Annotated in this window: 17 protein-coding genes; 6 read left to right on the top strand and 11 right to left on the bottom strand. The window is 58.1% G+C overall.

Translation table 11 applies throughout. The annotated features are described in order from the left end of the window. Positions 1 to 23: 23 nt before the first annotated feature. Together uvrC and RS9916_RS03860 are read right to left on the bottom strand one after the other, a co-directional pair. Complete coding sequence (gene uvrC / locus RS9916_RS03865; RefSeq protein ID WP_007097935.1) at positions 24 to 1,994, bottom strand: excinuclease ABC subunit UvrC; 1,971 nt, start codon at positions 1,992 to 1,994, stop codon at positions 24 to 26. 10 nt (positions 1,995 to 2,004) lie between these two features. Beyond that, complete coding sequence (locus RS9916_RS03860; protein WP_007097934.1) at positions 2,005 to 2,487, bottom strand: flavin reductase family protein; 483 nt, start codon at positions 2,485 to 2,487, stop codon at positions 2,005 to 2,007. Between the two features lie 73 nt (positions 2,488 to 2,560). On the opposite strand from RS9916_RS03860, the gene coaD reads away from it, so the two are divergent. Beyond that, the gene (gene coaD, locus RS9916_RS03855; protein WP_007097933.1) at positions 2,561 to 3,049 is read left to right on the top strand and encodes a pantetheine-phosphate adenylyltransferase; all 489 of its coding nucleotides are present in this window, start codon (positions 2,561 to 2,563) and stop codon (positions 3,047 to 3,049) included. Positions 3,050 to 3,054: 5 nt separating this feature from the next. Next, the gene (locus RS9916_RS03850; protein ID WP_007097932.1) at positions 3,055 to 4,002 is read left to right on the top strand and encodes a hypothetical protein; all 948 of its coding nucleotides are present in this window, start codon (positions 3,055 to 3,057) and stop codon (positions 4,000 to 4,002) included. Here the strand turns inward: RS9916_RS03850 and dacB are convergent. The 5 genes from dacB to dapF form a co-directional block, all read right to left on the bottom strand. Further along, positions 3,977 to 5,305 carry a D-alanyl-D-alanine carboxypeptidase/D-alanyl-D-alanine-endopeptidase gene (gene dacB, locus RS9916_RS03845; RefSeq protein WP_007097931.1) on the bottom strand — a complete coding sequence of 443 codons (1,329 nt, stop codon included), beginning with the start codon at positions 5,303 to 5,305 and terminating at the stop codon, positions 3,977 to 3,979. The two genes, RS9916_RS03850 and dacB, sit on opposite strands and share 26 nt — an antisense overlap. Then, complete coding sequence (locus RS9916_RS03840) at positions 5,305 to 5,820, bottom strand: DUF4330 domain-containing protein (RefSeq protein WP_007097930.1); 516 nt, start codon at positions 5,818 to 5,820, stop codon at positions 5,305 to 5,307. Before RS9916_RS03840 ends, dacB begins: the two co-directional genes overlap by 1 nt. Before the next feature lie 87 nt (positions 5,821 to 5,907). Beyond that, positions 5,908 to 6,603, bottom strand: a complete 696-nt coding sequence (locus tag RS9916_RS03835; RefSeq protein ID WP_007097929.1) for a DUF1995 family protein — start codon at positions 6,601 to 6,603, stop codon at positions 5,908 to 5,910. 67 nt (positions 6,604 to 6,670) lie between these two features. Further along, positions 6,671 to 7,864: a cysteine desulfurase family protein gene (locus tag RS9916_RS03830; protein ID WP_007097928.1), complete on the bottom strand. Its 1,194-nt coding sequence runs from the start codon at positions 7,862 to 7,864 to the stop codon at positions 6,671 to 6,673. Further along, positions 7,857 to 8,975: a diaminopimelate epimerase gene (dapF, locus tag RS9916_RS03825; RefSeq protein WP_007097927.1), complete on the bottom strand. Its 1,119-nt coding sequence runs from the start codon at positions 8,973 to 8,975 to the stop codon at positions 7,857 to 7,859. The genes RS9916_RS03830 and dapF overlap by 8 nt, the downstream gene beginning before the upstream one ends. A 24-nt stretch (positions 8,976 to 8,999) precedes the next feature. Between dapF and RS9916_RS03820 the strand changes: the two genes are divergently transcribed. Both RS9916_RS03820 and leuS read left to right on the top strand, forming a co-directional pair. Beyond that, on the top strand, positions 9,000 to 9,221 hold the full coding sequence (locus tag RS9916_RS03820; protein WP_007097926.1) for a hypothetical protein: 222 nt from the start codon (positions 9,000 to 9,002) through the stop codon (positions 9,219 to 9,221). Between the two features lie 63 nt (positions 9,222 to 9,284). Next, the gene (gene leuS / locus RS9916_RS03815; protein ID WP_007097925.1) at positions 9,285 to 11,933 is read left to right on the top strand and encodes a leucine--tRNA ligase; all 2,649 of its coding nucleotides are present in this window, start codon (positions 9,285 to 9,287) and stop codon (positions 11,931 to 11,933) included. 22 nt (positions 11,934 to 11,955) lie between these two features. Here leuS and RS9916_RS03810 read toward each other — a convergent pair whose 3' ends face one another. Beyond that, entirely contained in the window at positions 11,956 to 13,554 is a 1,599-nt protein-coding gene (locus RS9916_RS03810; RefSeq protein WP_007097924.1) for a glucose-6-phosphate isomerase, read from the bottom strand. A gap of 89 nt (positions 13,555 to 13,643) precedes the next feature. Here RS9916_RS03810 and RS9916_RS03805 point away from each other — a divergent pair, with 89 nt between their 5' ends. Together RS9916_RS03805 and RS9916_RS03800 are read left to right on the top strand one after the other, a co-directional pair. Continuing rightward, positions 13,644 to 14,468: a helicase DnaB gene (locus RS9916_RS03805; protein ID WP_369791593.1), complete on the top strand. Its 825-nt coding sequence runs from the start codon at positions 13,644 to 13,646 to the stop codon at positions 14,466 to 14,468. 92 nt (positions 14,469 to 14,560) lie between these two features. Then, positions 14,561 to 15,100: a pentapeptide repeat-containing protein gene (locus tag RS9916_RS03800; RefSeq protein ID WP_007097922.1), complete on the top strand. Its 540-nt coding sequence runs from the start codon at positions 14,561 to 14,563 to the stop codon at positions 15,098 to 15,100. 20 nt (positions 15,101 to 15,120) lie between these two features. Here the strand turns inward: RS9916_RS03800 and RS9916_RS03795 are convergent, their stop codons facing one another. The 3 genes from RS9916_RS03795 to RS9916_RS03785 all read right to left on the bottom strand — a co-directional run bounded on the left by RS9916_RS03795 (position 15,121) and on the right by RS9916_RS03785 (position 18,075). After that, a complete protein-coding gene (locus tag RS9916_RS03795; RefSeq protein WP_007097921.1) occupies positions 15,121 to 15,945 on the bottom strand; it encodes an N-acetylmuramoyl-L-alanine amidase in 825 nt (274 codons plus the stop codon). A 77-nt stretch (positions 15,946 to 16,022) separates the two neighbouring features. Beyond that, positions 16,023 to 17,705, bottom strand: a complete 1,683-nt coding sequence (locus RS9916_RS03790) for a M61 family metallopeptidase (RefSeq protein ID WP_007097920.1) — start codon at positions 17,703 to 17,705, stop codon at positions 16,023 to 16,025. Between the two features lie 25 nt (positions 17,706 to 17,730). Then, on the bottom strand, positions 17,731 to 18,075 hold the full coding sequence (locus RS9916_RS03785; RefSeq protein ID WP_050752237.1) for a hypothetical protein: 345 nt from the start codon (positions 18,073 to 18,075) through the stop codon (positions 17,731 to 17,733).

Below are 18,075 nucleotides of genomic sequence, written 5' to 3'. Positions count from 1 at the left end.
GCTGTCCCCGTCGTTGAAGCCTGTTAACCGAGCTCAGGATCAGACGTGGATGCAAGCGCAGGAGCCTCAGACTCATCAGGGTGAAAGTAGTCCCTGATCTGCTGCGCCAGCGAGGGACCGACGCCGGGAGCGACAGAGAGCTGATCCACCGATGCCAACTGAATTGCATCGATGGAATTGAAGTGGGCCAGCAGATCTCTGATCCGTTTAGGACCCAGCCCAGGAATGTCGGAAAGTCGCGAGCGTTTCATCCTCTCACCACGCTGCTGACGATGGAAGCTGACCGCAAAACGATGGGCTTCGTCGCGCAGACGACGGAGCAAGGCAACTCCCAGTTGGTCGGGTTCACTGTCAACCGGTTGACTCTCACCAGGCAGAAAGATTTCTTCCCGTTGCTTGGCGAGTGAACAGACGTTCAGATCCTCGTGAAGATTGAGCTCGCGTAGTGCCTCCATCACGGCCGAGAGCTGTCCCTTCCCACCGTCGATCATGACCACATCAGGCCAGTCGTTGAGACCATCGGTCTGAAGAGCACTGCCGCCTTTGTGCCGCAATGCTCCCAGATCAGCCCCTTCCGCCTTCACCCGGGCCCAGCGCCGGAAGCGCCTTCGCATGATCTCCGCCATCGCCATGAAATCGTCGCTGTGGCCCGCTTGGATGCTGGCGCTGCGGATCTTGTATTTGCGGTAGTGCTGTTTAGCCGGTAACCCATCGATGAACACCACCTGTGATGCCACCGCGTCACTTCCCTGGATATGACTGATGTCGTATCCCTCGATTCGCCGTGGAGGCCGAGGAAGCTCCAATAACTGCGCGAGATCTTCCGTGGCGAGGGCTTGCTGTTCCTGACCCTGCTGGGCTCGCAGGAGTTCAAACTCCGCATTGCGCTGCACCAGTTCAATCAGGTCCGCCTTCTGGCGGCGTTGCGGACACTCGATCACCACCCGCCGTTCACGCTGCTCCCCAAGCCATTCCTCCATCAATGGCTGTTGCGGCAGTGGATGCTGAACCAGCAACTTTGGCGGCACCTCAACGGCATCCACCTGGCTGTAGTGCTCTTCAATCACCCGTTGAAGGATCTGTCCAGGGTTCAGTCCGTGCGCATCGGCGGTGAATCCCAAGCGCCCAACCAATTTCCCGGCGCGCATTTGAAACAGCTGAACCGCAGCAACCTTGTCATCACAGGCCAGAGCCAAGACATCGCGGCTCACGGACGAATCGGGAAGACTCATTTTCTGATCGGCGGTCAGTTGATCCAATCCCTGGAGCTGATCCCTCACGCGCGCCGCTGACTCGAAATCAAGACGCTCCGCATAGCGCTCCATCTGTTCATTGAGCAGGACCTGCAACTCATCACTTCGGCCCTGGAACACCATGGCCACCTTGCGCAAGGTGCGGTGATAGTCCTCAGAGCTGATCTTTTCCTGGCAGACCCCAGGACATCGGCCAATGGCATGGTTGAGGCAGGTACGGTCCGCGTAAAGCGGCCTGGGTCGCTGCCGCAGAGGAAAGACCCGCTTGACCAAAAACAGCGTGCGGCGCAAAAGGCCTACATCGACATAAGGCCCGTAAAAACGGTCGAGCGGACTTCGGAAACGCCGCCGTCGGGTAATAAAAATGCGGGGGTAAGCCTCACTCCAGGTGATGCACAGGTAGGGATATTTCTTGTCGTCCTTCAACAGCACGTTGAAGTGGGGCTGATGGTTCTTGATCAGATTCGACTCAAGAACCAATGCTTCCGCTTCACTGTCAGTGACGATGAATTCGATCTCGCACACCTGACGGGTCATCAGGCGAATGCGTGGAGAAAGCTCGTGGCGACTGCGGAAATAGCTGCGCACGCGACTGCGCAGAGCCTTGGATTTACCTACATAAAGGATGCGATCTTCGCGATCACGCATCAGGTAGCAGCCGGGTTCTGAAGGAATCTCCTTCAGCCGTCGTTCGAGACGGTCCGGCTGCGTCAGTAAGGGTTGGGCTTCGGAATGGGGCACCAAAGGTGCGTCAACCTCCGTAGTTCCAGCCGGTGGAGGCCAAGTTCAGGGCATCACCGTCCTGAATCAGGTTTGCCGATTGCACCTCCCCAACGAAGACGCTGTGGTCGCCATGGGCGATGCAACCCACCACTTTGCATTCGACGCCACCAATCGCATCCTTGAGCAGAGGAAGACCCAGAGGACCTTCGTCGTAGGGAGCCGCTTCGAAACGACCGCCTACGCCGGACTGTGGCTTGAAGAACACGGCAGCAAGATCCTTCTGATCGGCGCGCAACACGTTGAGTGAGAACAGACCAGTGCGTTCGATCATCCCGTGGCTGGTGCTGTCACTGCGGACCGCCATCACCACCAGCGGTGGGTCAAAGGACCCCTGGGTCACCCAGCTTGCGGTGAAACCGTTGATCTGGTCAGCTTCACGCACCCCGCAAATGAACAGACCATGGGGGATCTTGCGCAGCAGAACCTTCTTGGCGTCGGCATCCAGGGTCATGGTCGGCGGGAGTGCAGTGGCGGAAATCTAATCAGCCAACGCTTCATAGGATCCGATCAGTGCAGAACGAGCGATGCGCGCTCTTTACCCCGGCAGCTTTGACCCTCTCACCCTGGGCCATCTCGACCTGATTGAACGCGGTTGCCAGCTTTTTGGTGAGGTGGTGGTGGCGGTGTTGCAGAACCCAGGCAAAACCCCAGCCTTCCCCCTGGAGCAAAGGCTTGAGCAGATCCGCACTGCGACTGCTCACATCCAAGGGGTGGAGGTGATCAGTTTTGACGGCCTGACCGTGCAGTGCGCACGAGAGCAGCAGGCCAACCTGATTCTTCGGGGGCTGCGGGCGATGAGCGACTTCGAATACGAGCTCCAGATCGCCCACACCAATCGATCGCTGTCTAAAGAATTTGAAACTGTCTTCCTGGCAACGTCAGCTCACCACAGCTTTTTAAGCAGCTCAGTCGTGAAAGAGGTTGCCCGATTTGGGGGGCCAGTCAGCCACATGGTCCCTGAGGTGGTGGCGCAGGACCTCGCGAGGCTCTTTAATTTGCCTTTCCAAGCGTAGAAGCGATGAGCGAGATACGGTTTCCTGTTCTCGACCAGCTCGACCAGCTGGAGGAGATCCTGCTCGAGGGCAGCCGCATTCCTTTCAGTGGTGGCCGCCTGGTCAACGAACAGGATGCCGTTGAGCTGCTCGATGCCGTTCGTGACACCCTTCCTGCTCAGGTCGGACAAGCCGATCAACTCCTGCAGAAGCGTGATGAATTCATTGCGACAGCGCAAAAGCAAGCTGAGGAGATCGTTCAGAAGGCGCAACAGCAGCGGGAACAACTGGTGAATGCTGCGGCCATTCGCCAGGAAGCTGAACGGCAGGTGAATGAACTGCGCGAACAAGCGCGTCAGCAATGTGAACAGCTGCTCCAAGGCACCCGTCAGCAGGCTGCCCAGATGGACAATGAGATGCAGACCAAGCTGTCTCAGCTCGAGCAGCAATACGCCACCCGGCGCCAGCAACTGGAACAGGAAGCGCTTCAACGCCGACAACAGCTTGATCAGGAAGCGATTGAGCTGAAGCGTCAGCTCGGTGAACAACACGAACGCAACCGCCAACAGGCCCTGCAGGAACTCGAGCAGGTCCGTCAGGAAGGCGTCCGGCTGCAGCAAGAAGCACAATCCGAAGCGGAACGTCTGCATCAAGACGCTCTTCACTATCGCCAGCAAACCCAGCAGCAATGTGAAAGCCTGATCCAGCGCACCCGTCAGGAGGCAGTCGCTGTTCAAGATGGTGCGAATCGGTACGCCGAACAAACCCTTGGCGAGCTGGAGACCCGCCTCAAGGAAATGGCCCAAGTCGTTCTTTCCGGTCGCCAGGAATTGGTCAAAATTCAGACCATCCGCCCCAGCGACACCCAGACCACAAGGCTTCAATCCAGTGAGCGCGGTGGTTCGGAGGCGGTGCCGATCTCTCGGGCACGGCGGGCGGCGTCCCGTCTCAGGTCGATGAAGGGCACGGGCTGAGCTGTTGGACTGAGCGAAGCACCTGCCCGATCGTTGCATTCGGAGCGGGTGCTCCGTTGGAAATCATGCTCACAAAACGGAGACCATCTTTGGTCTGAAGGATTCCGGAAACGGATCGCACGCCCGTAAGAGTGCCTGTTTTGCCGTGAAAGCGACCCTCCAAATTGCTGCCGCGGAAATAGTTCCGCAATGTGCCCCTTTGACCGGCGATCGCCATGGACGACCTGTAGTAAGCACTTAAGGGGTGCTGGTTCATGCGCAACAGCAGAGCCGCGAGGGTCCGACTGGTGACCCGATTTCCCCTCGACAGGCCACTACCATCAGCAACCCGCAAGCCGGCAGTCGGAAGATTCTGAGCGCGCATCCACTGCATGGCGGAGACAGATGCCTGGCTCAGATTCCATTGGTCTGCTGCCTCACGTAGCAGAACCTCAGCCGTGAAGTTGTGGCTTTCCGTATTCGCAAGGCTCAGCAAGGCATGCATGGGGGCAGAGCTCTCCTCATGCAGAACAACAACGCCTGTATCGGCACCGGTCTGGGAGACCAAAGGTGGCTTTACACCCATCCGAACGTTGCCCCCCTGGCGCTCGATCTCGCGTTGGAGCAGCGTCTGAAAACGGGCCGCTGGATTGCGAATCGCCCTGCCGAGAGCATTGCTGGTTAGAGCAAGCCGCGTGATGGGAGCGCCATAGGCCTCGACGCGATCGGCAGGGTGCCAGTCACGGGGCCACCAGCGCTGTTGAGGCTCTTCTCGCAACAGCAGTTGCACCTGACCACCTTTCGCGGCCCGGGCTCCACCTTGGCCAAGCGCAGCCATCGCGAAGCGCTGAACGCCCACCAAGCCAAGATCAGGGTCACCTTCACCGGTGATCTCCATCGTCCCGTCAGGACGACGCAGCAACTTGGTCTTGAGACGAAAATCCGGACCGAGGCGATCCAGTGCGAACGCTGTGGTGATCAGTTTTTGGTTGGAGGCGGGCACCCGAGGCAGACCACCATTGACGTCTCCAATCAGAGCCCCATTGGGATCGACAACGCTCACACTCCAGGCGGCTTTCGACCGACCCAGAGACCGAAGCAAGGATGCTTGCAAAGGAGCACAAACCCTGCCCAGTTGAAGGGTGGGTAAAGCCCGGTTGCTCGCCGGTGGTGGTGGCGTCAGCAACGGAACAGAAACCGCTGGTTCAACCCCTTCAGCAAGGGCCTCCTGCAGCTTGGTTTTGCGTGCTTGCGCCCATGAGGGCGCCGCCAAACCAGCGATGATCAAAGCAACCAACGGTGGGCTGAGAGCGTTGGGTTTCATCACTCCACCTCAACTCCGCTCACGGTGCCGTTGACGCGGTAGCGAGGACCTTCCAATTCGACCGGGGAACCAATCTTCAGGTTCGTGCCAGCCATTACCACGCCAGACCCCGACACCGTCGCTTCGCCCTTGAGCACGAACCGGGCTTCAAGAATCCCTTGGAGCTCGCGATTGGGATCGACAGCCTGAACCACACGTCCGTCCGGCAACACCGTCGTCAACTTGCTGGAAATGTCTTGAATCTCCACCAAGCGAACTGAACCAGCTGGTTGGTTGCGGATGACGATGCTCGTCTTGCCATGGTCCAGTGCATCAGCGATCAACTTCGACCTGTTGGCCGTCGACAATCTGCGCACATCCACACTGACCAGTACGGGTTTGACGCTGCCCGTCGCCCGGGCCACGGTGTTGCTGAGCTTCGGGCTCCAGACCACGCCGGCAAGTGCAACGAGAGCAACGGCTCCGGCGAGGGCATCCATCCAAGAGACCGCCTTGAACCTGTTCGCGCCAGCCATGGGATACCGAATTTGAATGCCAATTTAAGGAGTGATTCCAGCTGGATCAACCTGCTGGTTCAAACCGTTTTGAGAAGCAAGGGATGATCAGCCGCGCAGATCATTAATGAATCGATCCATCGCACCCACCTGTCGTTTGAGTTCAGCGCCCTCTCCGTACAGAGCCTCTTCAATCGCTTCAGGTTCCGGCCTGGCCTCAAAACTGCTGACGGCTCGATGCCCGTCGGCATCACGACGGAACAACCACCAGGGCTGGGGGCAATGACGCTGAAGCGCTCCCTCGGCAAGGGGCTCGAGCCAATAGGCCGTTTTCCAGGTGGCGACAAAGCCACGTCGTCGGGTTCTGGCCACGTTTCCAATCCCGACTGCAGCATCCTCAAGCCTGCCGTTCAGCATGGCCACCGGTCCGCTCCAGGACTCTGCGACGCTCTCAAACTCCTCGTAGTCACTCGGTTGAGGAGCGACTGCCAACAGAAGACGCGTGGCTGAGTCCGAAAACTTCCCTCGCTTGAGGTCCATCAAGGAGCAGCAGGCATCAGCCAACTCAGGAGCATCCCGCTGAGCTAAGGCGGCTGCGCCTGCATCAGGCCAGGCCACAACCGGGTCAAGGCCTGCATCGCGTAGTCCTTGGACGAAGCGAATGACCACCGGCAGAAGACGAAGCCCTTCGAACCTCCAGGTCACCGTCCAACGCCGGCCTTCTTCGTGCTTGAGAGCGTGCAGCAATGCCTGGAGTGCATCTGCCTCAGCCGTCTTCAGATCCGCAGGGAGGGTGACGCTCACAGGACATCGTTCAGTGGGTGGAGGGTAACGCGGTCAACGATCTCTCAGCGCACCTTGGCCGCTGAGCTCAGGACGCTTCGGAGACAGCAGCAAGAGCCTGATCGAGGGCTTCCCTCAATGGCGGGAAATGCTGCGGAGACACCCAGGATCCCAAGCTCAGTCGCAATCCTGAACGTTGCAGGCTTGGCGCCACTTGCATGGCTGCCAGCACAGGACTGCCTGTGTCTTTCCCAGACGAACAGGCACTGCCACTGCTGACGGCGATTCCACGTCGGGCTAATTCGCGCACAAGAGCTCGACCCGAAAGGGGCTGGCCATTGTGGTCACTGACCAAGACTGAAATGTGATGGGGTAATCGCCAGCGCGGATCTCCGGTGAGCTGAAGCCTGGGATCCTCTAGCAAACCTTCCATCCACTGATCCCTCAAGACAGCGATGGCTGGCAACGGATCTTGGGTCTCCTTGCTCCAATCTGCGGGAGTCCAGCGCGGCGATTGCTCCAGGGCTGCAGCCATACCGGCAACTAACGGAACGGGCTGCGTTCCCGCTCGCAGGCCCTGTTCCTGACCGCCGCCGCCGAGAAGAGGACCGAGGCGCCGGCGGAGAGCAGACCGTGCCAGCAGCAGCCCGACCCCTTTTGGACCCCCGAATTTGTGGCTGGAAGCACTCAGCAGGTCAACCGGCAGCTTGGCCCAGTCAGGACACCCCTGACTGAGAACTTGGGTTGCATCCACATGGAATGGAATCCCCCGTTGCTGGCAAGCCAGTCCCACTGTGTGGATGGGCTGCAGGGTGCCCACTTCGCTTTGGCCCCAGATCAACGAGACGAGCACTGTTGGTGGAGCCAGGAGTGACTCCAGGCAGTCGAGTCGAATGCGTCCGAGGCCATCCACTGGCCAGGTCTGTAGCTCCCAGCCCTGCGCCTTCAATTGTTGTGCTGCAGCTGTGACCGCCGGATGTTCCACCGCGGAAATCACCACCCGGCCTGGGGGACGGCTCAAGGCCATCCCACCAAGGGCCAGGTGAACAGATTCGGTCGCTCCTGACGTGACGATCACGTCATCGGGGTTGGCATTCAACGCAGAAGCAACACGCAGGCGTGAGCGTTCCAGCAGGTCTGCAGCATCCAACCCCGGCTGATGAAGGCTGGATGGGTTGCCCCATGCTGTTGCGTGAGCGCGAACGATTTCATCGACAACACCGCTCCGTGGAGGAGCTGTGGCGCAGCTATCGAGATAAATCGAGGTGCGTGGCTCAGCCACCGAGGTTCTGATCGATCCTGGAGCGTGTGCGCTCTTCAAGAGAGTCGGTTGCCAGATTGATCATCGCGTCGAGGGACATGGAATCGAGAAGTGACTGCACTTGTTGCTGCGCTTCAGCGCGCAGACAGTTATCCGGTTGCCGGCAACCGTCTTGACAATCGCGTGAGCAATCAAAAGTGGCAGATCCTGCTGATGTCTTTTGCGCTGGTTGTGGAGCGGCGGGCGGCTTGCTGGGCTGGCCGATGGGGAAAGGCACAAGCTCCGGCACAACAACCCCGTCAAAAACGGCTTCGGCAGGGCCGGTCATGAACACCGATCCTCCACGATCAGGCCAGCTGATTTGCAGCGGGCCGCCGGGGAGCATGACCTCTGCAGTGGCCTCAGACAGACCCAGCAGGTGCGCAGCGACCAAGGTGGCGCAAGCGCCCGTTCCACAAGCCAGTGTTGGCCCTGCACCCCGTTCCCAGACCCGAATGTCCAGCGCATCACTTCCCTTGACCTGGAGGAAATGCACATTGGTTTTGGCAGGGAAGCTCGGATCCACTTCCAAAGCCGCTCCCCATGCATCAAAAGGAATGGATGCCAGGTCGGGGACAGGAACCACCACGTGAGGGTTCCCCATCCCCACGGCAGCAACCTTGAGCAGATCCCCGTTGATCGTCAATTCACCTTGGGGAAGGCCCTGCTCGCCCACAGCCAAGGTGGTGGGAACAGTGTCTGGTGCCAGCATCGGTGCTCCCATGTCGACCTTGATCTGGCCGTCCTCCTGCAGGACGGGGATGATCAAACCGGCGGGCGTTTCGATACTCCAGGAGCGGCCTGGAGCATCGCCATCACTATCTGCCAGAAACCGGGCAAGGCAGCGAATGCCGTTGCCGCACATCTCCGCTTCGCTGCCATCAGCATTGAAGATGCGCATGCGCAGTTCCCCAGGTCCCTCCGGAGGAAGGGCCAGGATGATTCCATCACCGCCGACGCCAAAGCGGCGATCACAAATCCGCCTCACCCATTGGGGATCTGGAGAGGTGATGGAGGCATCTAAACGACCATCTCGGCCTTCGATCAAGACGAAGTCATTGCCGAGGCCCTGATATTTGCTGAACTGCAGCATGGGTTCCCTGTCTGCGCCGAAGCGATGGATGACACCAGTTTCGACCCCAGTCTGCCGGGTGTGCGACAGCTGCAGGCCTGGACCCGTGAACAGCGTCTACTCAGGCTGGAATTGCCCAACGGAACAGTTCAGGAGGGTGTTTTGCAATGGCAAGACCCAGACTTTCTTGCGCTACGTCGCACGGATGCCAGTGAACTGGTCTTGATCAACCGTCGGCAGATTTTGGTGATCCGTCCTCTCGGCTGAACGTTGACCCACAAGGTTGCGTGAATGGGCTGTGGCACGATCTCAGCCAGGTGTATTTCGCCCGTGACTGCCGCGTCGTCCTCCCAGCCTGAATCCAGCAACGGCCAGCGCCGCTACGACCCGCTCGATACAGAGCAGCGATGGCAGTCCCATTGGAAGGACATCGACCTCGACAGCACTCCGGCTGCAGACGATCCCCGTCCTCCCTTTTACGCGTTGTCGATGTTCCCCTACCCCTCGGGGAGCCTGCACATGGGGCATGTCCGCAACTACGTCATCACTGACGTGATTGCACGGGTGCAGCGGATGCGTGGCGATGCAGTGCTGCATCCCATGGGGTGGGACGCCTTCGGACTCCCTGCAGAAAATGCGGCCATCGAACGCGGCATCGACCCTGGCGTCTGGACCGATCACAACATCGGTCAGATGAGGGATCAGCTCGGTCGCCTGGGGTTATCGATCGACTGGACCCGAGAGCAGGCCACGTGCCACGACGACTACTACCGATGGACGCAGTGGTTGTTCCTGGAATTGCAACAAGGAGGCCTCGCTTATCAAAAGGAGGCCCAGGTCAACTGGGATCCAATTGATCAAACCGTTCTGGCCAACGAGCAAGTGGATGCTGATGGGAAATCCTGGCGCTCCGGTGCTGTCGTCGAGAAACGTCTTCTGCGTCAGTGGTTTCTCAAAATCACCGACTATGCCGATGCTTTGCTGGATGACCTTGATCAGCTGAAGGGTTGGCCAGAGCGAGTGCGCACCATGCAGGCCAATTGGATTGGCCGCTCAAAGGGCGCTGAAATTCAGTTCTCGCTGACGGGCGATGCAGCAGCCGCTGTTGGTGCCGACAAGACCATCACGGTCTTCACCACGCGACCCGACACCCTGTTTGGTGCCAGTTACGTCGTACTGGCACCAGAACATCCTCTTGTCAACGCGATCACCAGTGCAGACCATCGCGATGCCGTCACAGCATTTCGCGACCTGATGAGCACCCTCAGCTCGGACGAACGCACTGCTGAGGATCAACCCAAGCGCGGACTACCGATTGGCGCTGAAGTGACCAATCCAGTGAACGGAGAGAAGCTTCCTGTCTGGATTGCTGATTACGTGCTCGCTGACTACGGCACCGGCGCCGTGATGGGTGTGCCTGCTCACGACGAACGCGATTTCCTTTTTGCCCGCCGCCATGAGCTACCCGTGCGGGTGGTGATTCAGGTGCCAGGTGCTGATGAGCACCTGAATGATGGCGAGGCCTGGACTGAGCCAGGGGTTTTGATTCATTCGGGGGACTTCGACGGCATGGCCTCGGAAGAGGCGAAAGAAGCCATTACTGCCAAAGGACGTGACGAAGGCTGGGCTCAACCCAAAGTGCAGTTTCGCTTGCGTGACTGGTTGATTTCGCGGCAGCGCTACTGGGGGTGCCCGATTCCAATCATCCATTGCGATAGTTGTGGGGCCGTACCCGTCCCGCGTGAGGAGCTACCGGTCAGGCTCCCCAAGGACGCTGACTTGTCAGGCAAAGGCGGATCCCCACTCGCCCAGTTGGACTCGTGGGTTTCCGTGCCTTGCCCCAGCTGCGGTAAGCCAGCCCGCCGCGAAACCGACACCATGGACACCTTCATGTGTTCGTCCTGGTATTTCCTGCGCTTCGCTGATCCCGGCAACACCGACGCACCTTTCACACCCGAAGCGATCGCCCGCTGGTTGCCCGTCAAGCAATACGTCGGAGGCATCGAGCACGCCATTTTGCACCTGCTGTATGCCCGTTTCTTCACGAAGGCTCTCCGTGATCGCGGGCTCCTGACCATCGACGAGCCGTTCGAACGACTGCTCACGCAAGGCATGGTGCAGGCCGTGACCTATCGCAATCCCCGCACAGGTCGCTACGTCGCACCGGACCGTGTCAGCGATGAAGGCGACCCACGCGATCCCGACGACGGCGGAGAGCTGGAGGTGCTGTTCGAGAAAATGTCGAAATCGAAGTACAACGGCGTTGATCCGGCCGCTGTGATCGATCGCTACGGAGCCGACACGGCACGCATGTTCATCCTGTTCAAGGCACCTCCTGAAAAGGACCTGGAATGGGATGACGCGGATGTGGAGGGACAGTTCCGCTTTCTCCAGCGGCTTTGGCGATTGGTGGAGTCTGCTGCCACCAACGCTGACCAACCGGTCTGCCTTAGTGGCGATGGAGCACTCACGCTTCCTGCGGAACTCAGCGAAGCTGAACAAGAGGTGCGCCGAGCCGTTCACACGGCCATCGCCGAAATCGGAGAAGATCTCAGCGGAGATTTTCAGTTCAACACGGCCATCTCCGAATTGATGAAACTGTCGAACGCCCTCAGCGGTGCCCTCGAGACCGTGACCCCTGCTGTCCGACAGGAAGCACTATCGGTGCTGATCCGGCTGCTGGCTCCATTCGCGCCGCACTTGGCCGAAGAGTTTTGGCATCGTCTCAAGGGAAGCCAAAGCGTGCATCAGCAGCCATGGCCGATCCATGACCCAGCAGCCTTGGTCAAAGACACGATCGAGCTGGTCATCCAAGTGAAGGGGAAAGTGCGCGGGAGCCTTCAAGTTCCTGCGGACGCGGACAAAGCAAGGTTGGAAGAGCTTGCTCTAGCCAGTGATGTAGCCAAGAAGTGGCTCGAGGGTCAGTCCCCCCGACGGGTGATCGTGGTGCCCGGGAAGCTCGTCAACCTGGTGCCTTGAACACCAGGTTGACGAATTCGCTTCAGGATTTGCTGAACCGCAGTGTTGCTGGCGCATCCCAGCTGCCCTGTGCGCTGTAGCCACGCTCGTTGCCAGTGAGGTGACGCAGGATCCAGAAGACCGCTTCAACGGAACCCTCACCAATGGCCGCGTGGACTTCACTCACGGATCGCGACTGTCCATCAGCCAAGACCGCTTCGACCTGACCTTGGAGGTTCAGAATCGCTGCAGCAGCTTTCTTGCCAGCCTCAACACCGGGTTGGTGATAGGCATTGATGTTGACGAGCTCTCCATAAAGGCCGACGGCACGTTCAAACAGAGCAATCAAAGCGCCAAGACGACGAGCATCGAACTGACGCATGCTGATGCTGATGCTTTGACGACCACCCTCGGTGAGAGCCGAACGGGTTCCTTGTAAAAAACCATCCAGAAAATCACCGGGACGTTCCCCATTGATATCGGGAATGTCCTGACTGTCTTTCAGTGCTTCGATGAACGTGACGAAGAAGTTATCGACGCCATCGCGTAGCTGCTGGACATAAGCGTGTTGATCTGTGGAGCCTTTGTTGCCATAAACGGCAATTCCCTGATGAACAACATTGCCGGCCCGATCCAAACGCTTGCCAAGGGACTCCATCACCAACTGTTGGAGATAACGGCTAAACACCTCAAGTCGGTCGCGATAGGGCAACACAACCATGTCGCGCTTTCCACAACCCTCCCCGGCGACGAACCAGGAGGCAGCCATCAGGGCAGCGGGGTTGCGTTCCAGATCGTCGAGTCGGGTCGCGGCATCCATCTGAGCCGCGCCATCCAGAAACTCGCGAATATCCGCACCGATTAACGCGCCTGGCACCAGGCCCACAGCGCTGGTGATGCTGGTGCGCCCACCGACCCAATCGAACATGTCGAAGCGCTGGAGCCATCCTTCCTGGCTCGCCTTTTGATCAAGTTTGCTGTTGGCCATCGTGATGGCCACGGCTTGACCAGCCCAGCTGCCACCACTGGCTTCCACACGATGACGAGCCTGTTCCATGCCCAAATGGGGCTCTGGGGTACCACCGGACTTACTCACGGTGATCACCAACGTGGTCGGAAGCGCGTCACCGAGACCGGCGAGGACACGACTCATCCCATTGGGATCAACGTTGTCGAAGAAATGAAAGGGAAGCCCCGCACCTTCCTCTTGTAAAGCCCGGATCATCAGCAGAGGGCCTAAGCCACTGCCGCCGATACCAATCCACAGCACATCCGTGAAGGCCTGGCCGTTCGGTGCCTTGATCTCACCACGAACAATCGACCGACCAAAGGCTTCAATCTGATCAACTTCGGTCGCAATGTGCGCCTGCACCTCAGGGTCAGGAGCCAGCTGGGGATGGCGTAGCCAGTAATGGCCCACCTGGCGTTGCTCATCGCCGTTGGCAATGGCTCCACCTTCAAGGGCTGCCATCGCCTTAAAGGCTTGATCAAACCGTGGTTTCAGCTCGTCAAGGTCAGCCTGATTGACGTGCATGCGGCTGATATCCAGCCACATTCCAAGGCCATCGTGGAACCAGAGCAGCTCACAGAAGCGCTGCCACTGAACCTGTGGATCGTTCGCGCAGAAGTCCGGGAAGCTCATCGCTGGTCATCGAGGCCGCTCACTGCCTGAAGCTATCCTCGATTTTCAATGCTGCCCAATTTCTGCGACAGCACAGCTAGCGTCTGCCCATGGCCACAAAAGGTCGCGTGTTCCCCTCTGCTTGCAAACCTCGGGTAATCGCGGCTTGCACTTTGGCGTTCGCCAGTGTGGGACTGGCACGTTTCCTGTTTACTCCTGTGCCCATCGGGCGAATTATCGACGCACAAATTGCCAACGAAGGGAACCCGGGGTTCACTGTTCCGGAACGGGCGAATCCAACAGACTTCTCGGCTGAAGAACTCCAGAACTTGCAACGTCGCTTTGGCGTCCATGGTCCCCAGACGCCAATCGCCCAGCTTTTCACCCACGGGGTAGACCAATTCGAACCCTTACGTGCCAGGACCCTGACCCAGCTGGCTGAGCTGAAACCAGTGATTCTGCGCGAATCAGCGGCCCACCACCTCAATCCGATGCTGCTCACGGGCATCCTCTACGACGAAATCCAACACTCGAAACCTGGAGAAGGGCTCCCTTTCGTCGCCCACTCCGGATTGGTTTCGACCCACGGGCCAGCGCAACTGGGCATCAGTGAGTTGATTCACCAGGGGCTGCTCCCGAACCAACCCACAGACGAGGAAATTGCAGCAGCCCGGAACCTGCTCCTCGATCCAGAGCAAAACGTCTCTCTGCTGGCTGGAAAGCTTCACCGCCTGAAACGCGCACTCGATCTACCGGAGACCCGGATGCTCTCCGCAAGTGCCTCCTATCGAGACGCGAAGGCGATCGCGACCTTGGCTTATCTCCACAACGGCAAACTGGATTATCCAGCCCGGATTCTTCGTTACATGCAAGATCCGGCATTGCATGCGCTCATTTATTCCTCCACGCGCAAACCAAATCCGCACTTCGTTTAGACCTTCCCCAACCGATACTGGGCCACTGCCCAAGACCACCAGAAACGGTCCCATCATTTCTTGAACTCTCAATACGCAACCCGCGGAAACAGATGAAGCTCCTCATTCAACTGGCCAGCCAAGTCCTGCTGTGCGCCATGCCAATGGCGGTGCAAGCTGACACCCCTGAACTACCGATGCGCTGCCCAGGCTGCAATCTGCGTGGCATTGATTTCAGTTCCAAGACTATGGGCGACAAGCGATTTATCGATTCAGACTTCTCGAATGCAGATCTTCGCGATGCCAATCTAAGCAACATGTACATGCTAACCACAAACTTTGAAGGGGCAGATCTACGCAATAGCGACCTCAGTCATACGTTTTTCACACGATCATCCAATTTCCGAAATGCTGATTTACGTGGCGCCATCCTCTACGACGTTTGGTTTACCCAAGCAGATCTTCGCGGCGCTGATCTCAGGGGCACCTATGTTGGATTTATTCATACCCTTGAGGACGCTGATCTTCGCGGCGCAAAAGTCGACGAGATCTTCTATCGCGAAGTAATGAAAGATCAACCCTACGGCATCTGCATGGACAACACAATTCTCCCCAATGGCACGATTGTCCGAAACAGTTGTCGATTCAAGTGAGAGCTTGTTGCCACTACGGATCAACAGAGACGCTTGAGTGCTGCGAGTCGCACCTGAAGTTCGCCCCAGTCAAAACTTCTTGGATCCCCTCGTTCCCCACCAAGATCCACATGTTCATGGGTAGTTATGGCTTCCGGGGGAATGCCAAATTGGCTCATCCATTCGTCCAGAACAACGGCAAGAGCGTCATATTGCTCGGAGGTGTAACCACTATGGGTGCGTCCACCGATGTAGCCATCAGCTGGGGTCTCGAGGCTCAGATGAAGAGCAAAGTTGTTGACAGAGCCCATGAATTCAGGATTAGTCACCGCCCACTCACCAAGGAAAGCTGAATATCCAGCCCCATAGGCACGCATGAATGGATCCACCACATCAACCACCTCACCAGAACGACCAATCAGGGTGTGATAACTCACCTGATCATTGTCATTGGGGTGGTAAGTCTTGAACGTGTTGATGGCTGAAGAAAGAGTATTTGAGGTTTCATGCAGTACAACCAATCGAGGCTTGGGATCAATGGGTTGCTTCCATGGATCCAAGCGATACCGCTTCCCATAGTTGCTTGCATCAATACTGATCTCCTCACGATCCTGCTCCAGCCGCTTGCGAATCGCTTCAAGGCGTCGACGGACGCGCTGATCCAAATCCTTGCATTGCTTCGCCAATGGTGATTGCCAGCTCTCCGCCCGTGGCACAGCTGGTCGAGGGGATTTCAGCGGATCATCCACCAACTTGGGGCTATCGCTGGAGACCTCATTGAGCAAAGCCAGCAGAGTGGATTCCGGCTCGAGCTGGGGGCGAGCAGCTTGCGTCCAACGAATCAGAATCGCGCTGCTGAAACTCACCGCAAGACCGCAACACCCAATCGCGACGACGCCAGGCTTTCTTAGACACAAAGCCTTCAGGCGACGGATTTGGCTGATTAGCGAATCTTGAACCATTGGTCACGGAGTGCCCGCATCGACTGGGAGGCTTGGGGGTTCCACTCCAATGACATGTCTTTGACCCCATGGGGTGTCGGAATCAACCGGGTTTCTTCCAAACGTCCCCGTCTGGCGTAATGAATGCTGATTGGATCGACTCCTTTCAACAGCAGGGGCCACTGCTCCAAACACTGCAACCGATGCTGACGAACAGCGACGATTTCATCTCCTGCCACCAGTCCAGCGTCATGGCCAGGACTGCCATGCCTGACCCGTTTCAACACAATGCCTGAGGGAGTTTGATCCAGGTTCAGGCCCGACCAGGTCGTCTGATCATTGATGGGCACAAACTCAAGACCAATCAATTCAACACAACGCTCGATCGGAAGGGAATCACACTGGTCCAACCAATCGGGCAAGCGATCTGCCAAGGCGGGGCTGTACTTCCTAAGAGCTGACTGAACATCAGCACGGCCATACCCCCGTCCACAACGACCAAACCTCGCCCAAAGATTACGAAGCACCTGAGCGAGTGAAGAGTTCACCAACCTGAGCTCCACATCCAGACAAAAGGCCAGTGCTGTGCCGAGCCTGTAATAACTGATCTGTGTGTCTGCTGCTGCAGGTGTGGATTTGTAGAGGCGCACCCAGGCCTCGCGCGAACTGTCAGCCAAGCTTTGAACCTTGCGCCCTGGATTCAGCAAGACATGGGCGAGATCTTTGCCCAAATCCTTCAGAAGCATCGTTCGGTCTGAACGACCTGCCAATAGGGGAAGGGCCAGATCGAAGTAGCTCGTGACGCCTTCAGCAAACCAGAGGCCATCACTGACCACTGGCAAGCCATGGTCGTAGGGCACGTACTCCTTGGGCCGCAGTCTGCGCACATTCCACTGATGAAGATATTCATGGCCCACGAGTTGCAGAAGCTGGTGATAGCCATCAGCCGTGGCCAGCTTCGGCCAGGCAAACTGAAGCACTGCACCATGGTCATGCTCGAGACCTCCGTAGCCGTTGTCGAGCAACTGAATCACCAGCTGATAGCAGTCCTCCGCTGGTGGAGTGTCGTCCATCAGCGAAGCCGCCGCCGTGCACACGGCTTCGACATCCTCAGCCAATGAATCGGGCCAACCCATAGGCGCCGAACCAATCAGAAGCAAGCTGTGCTGATATCCACGCACCTGGAAGGGGATGAGCTCAAGAGGACCTGCGTGGACTGGGCTGTCGACCAGGTGATCAAAGTCTCGACTGCAATAGCCATTGGTCGTTTCTGGCAAAGGCACAAAACCTTGCCAACCCTCGGGCAGCTTCAGTTCCAGGTGATGGGGGCTCCATCGCTTGCCATCAACCTGCATCGCCACCGCCGATAGGCACAACGAAGCAAATTCAGGATCCAGAAAATTGGTCCGTACTGTGAGCTGGCGGGCTGCAAGTTGATAGCGCAACCGCAGTGGTTCCAAGCTCGACAATTGAATGCCCCAGCGCGAAGGACTCAACCTCCTGGGGGACAAGGGTGACTCTCCCTGCTGGAGGGTTAATCCATAAAGATGCTGCGATGGATCTCGGACGGTGTAAGACCCTGGGGTCCACACCGGCATCTGAAAGACCTGACGAAGCGTTTCAGGAGTCCAGACCATTTCCACCCCAATGGTCTGTGAGGCGGGATCGAGCAGATCCAACCGCAAGTGAACGTCGTGTTGACCCTTCACATCAAACGGTGATAACACCCTGAAGAGAGGACGTTGTGGACACGGTGTCTAGGGCCTTGGCCAGCGCGTAGAGACGGACAATTCGCTGCAGCCTGGGTTGATAGGTCTCTGCAGCACCTTGACGCTCAACATCGGCCAACAACTCGAGGGAGCTCGATTGCTGGGAACGTCTCCAGGCGAAGTGGACGCCACAGGGGCTTGTGGCCTTGAGGTCAAAATGATGGGACTCCCCTCCAAAACCGGAGAGCATCCCGTGATGCTCGATCGCATAGCCCTCAGACAGCAAAACCGAAGCAAGCCGCTCGAGATCAGTCAGGGCAGTGGGCAGGATGGACAGATGGGACAT

This window comes from Synechococcus sp. RS9916, from assembly GCF_000153825.1.
Classification (GTDB): domain Bacteria; phylum Cyanobacteriota; class Cyanobacteriia; order PCC-6307; family Cyanobiaceae; genus Synechococcus_C.
The sequence above is the reverse complement of the archived record's forward strand: the minus strand, read 5'-3'. Positions and strand labels throughout refer to the sequence as shown.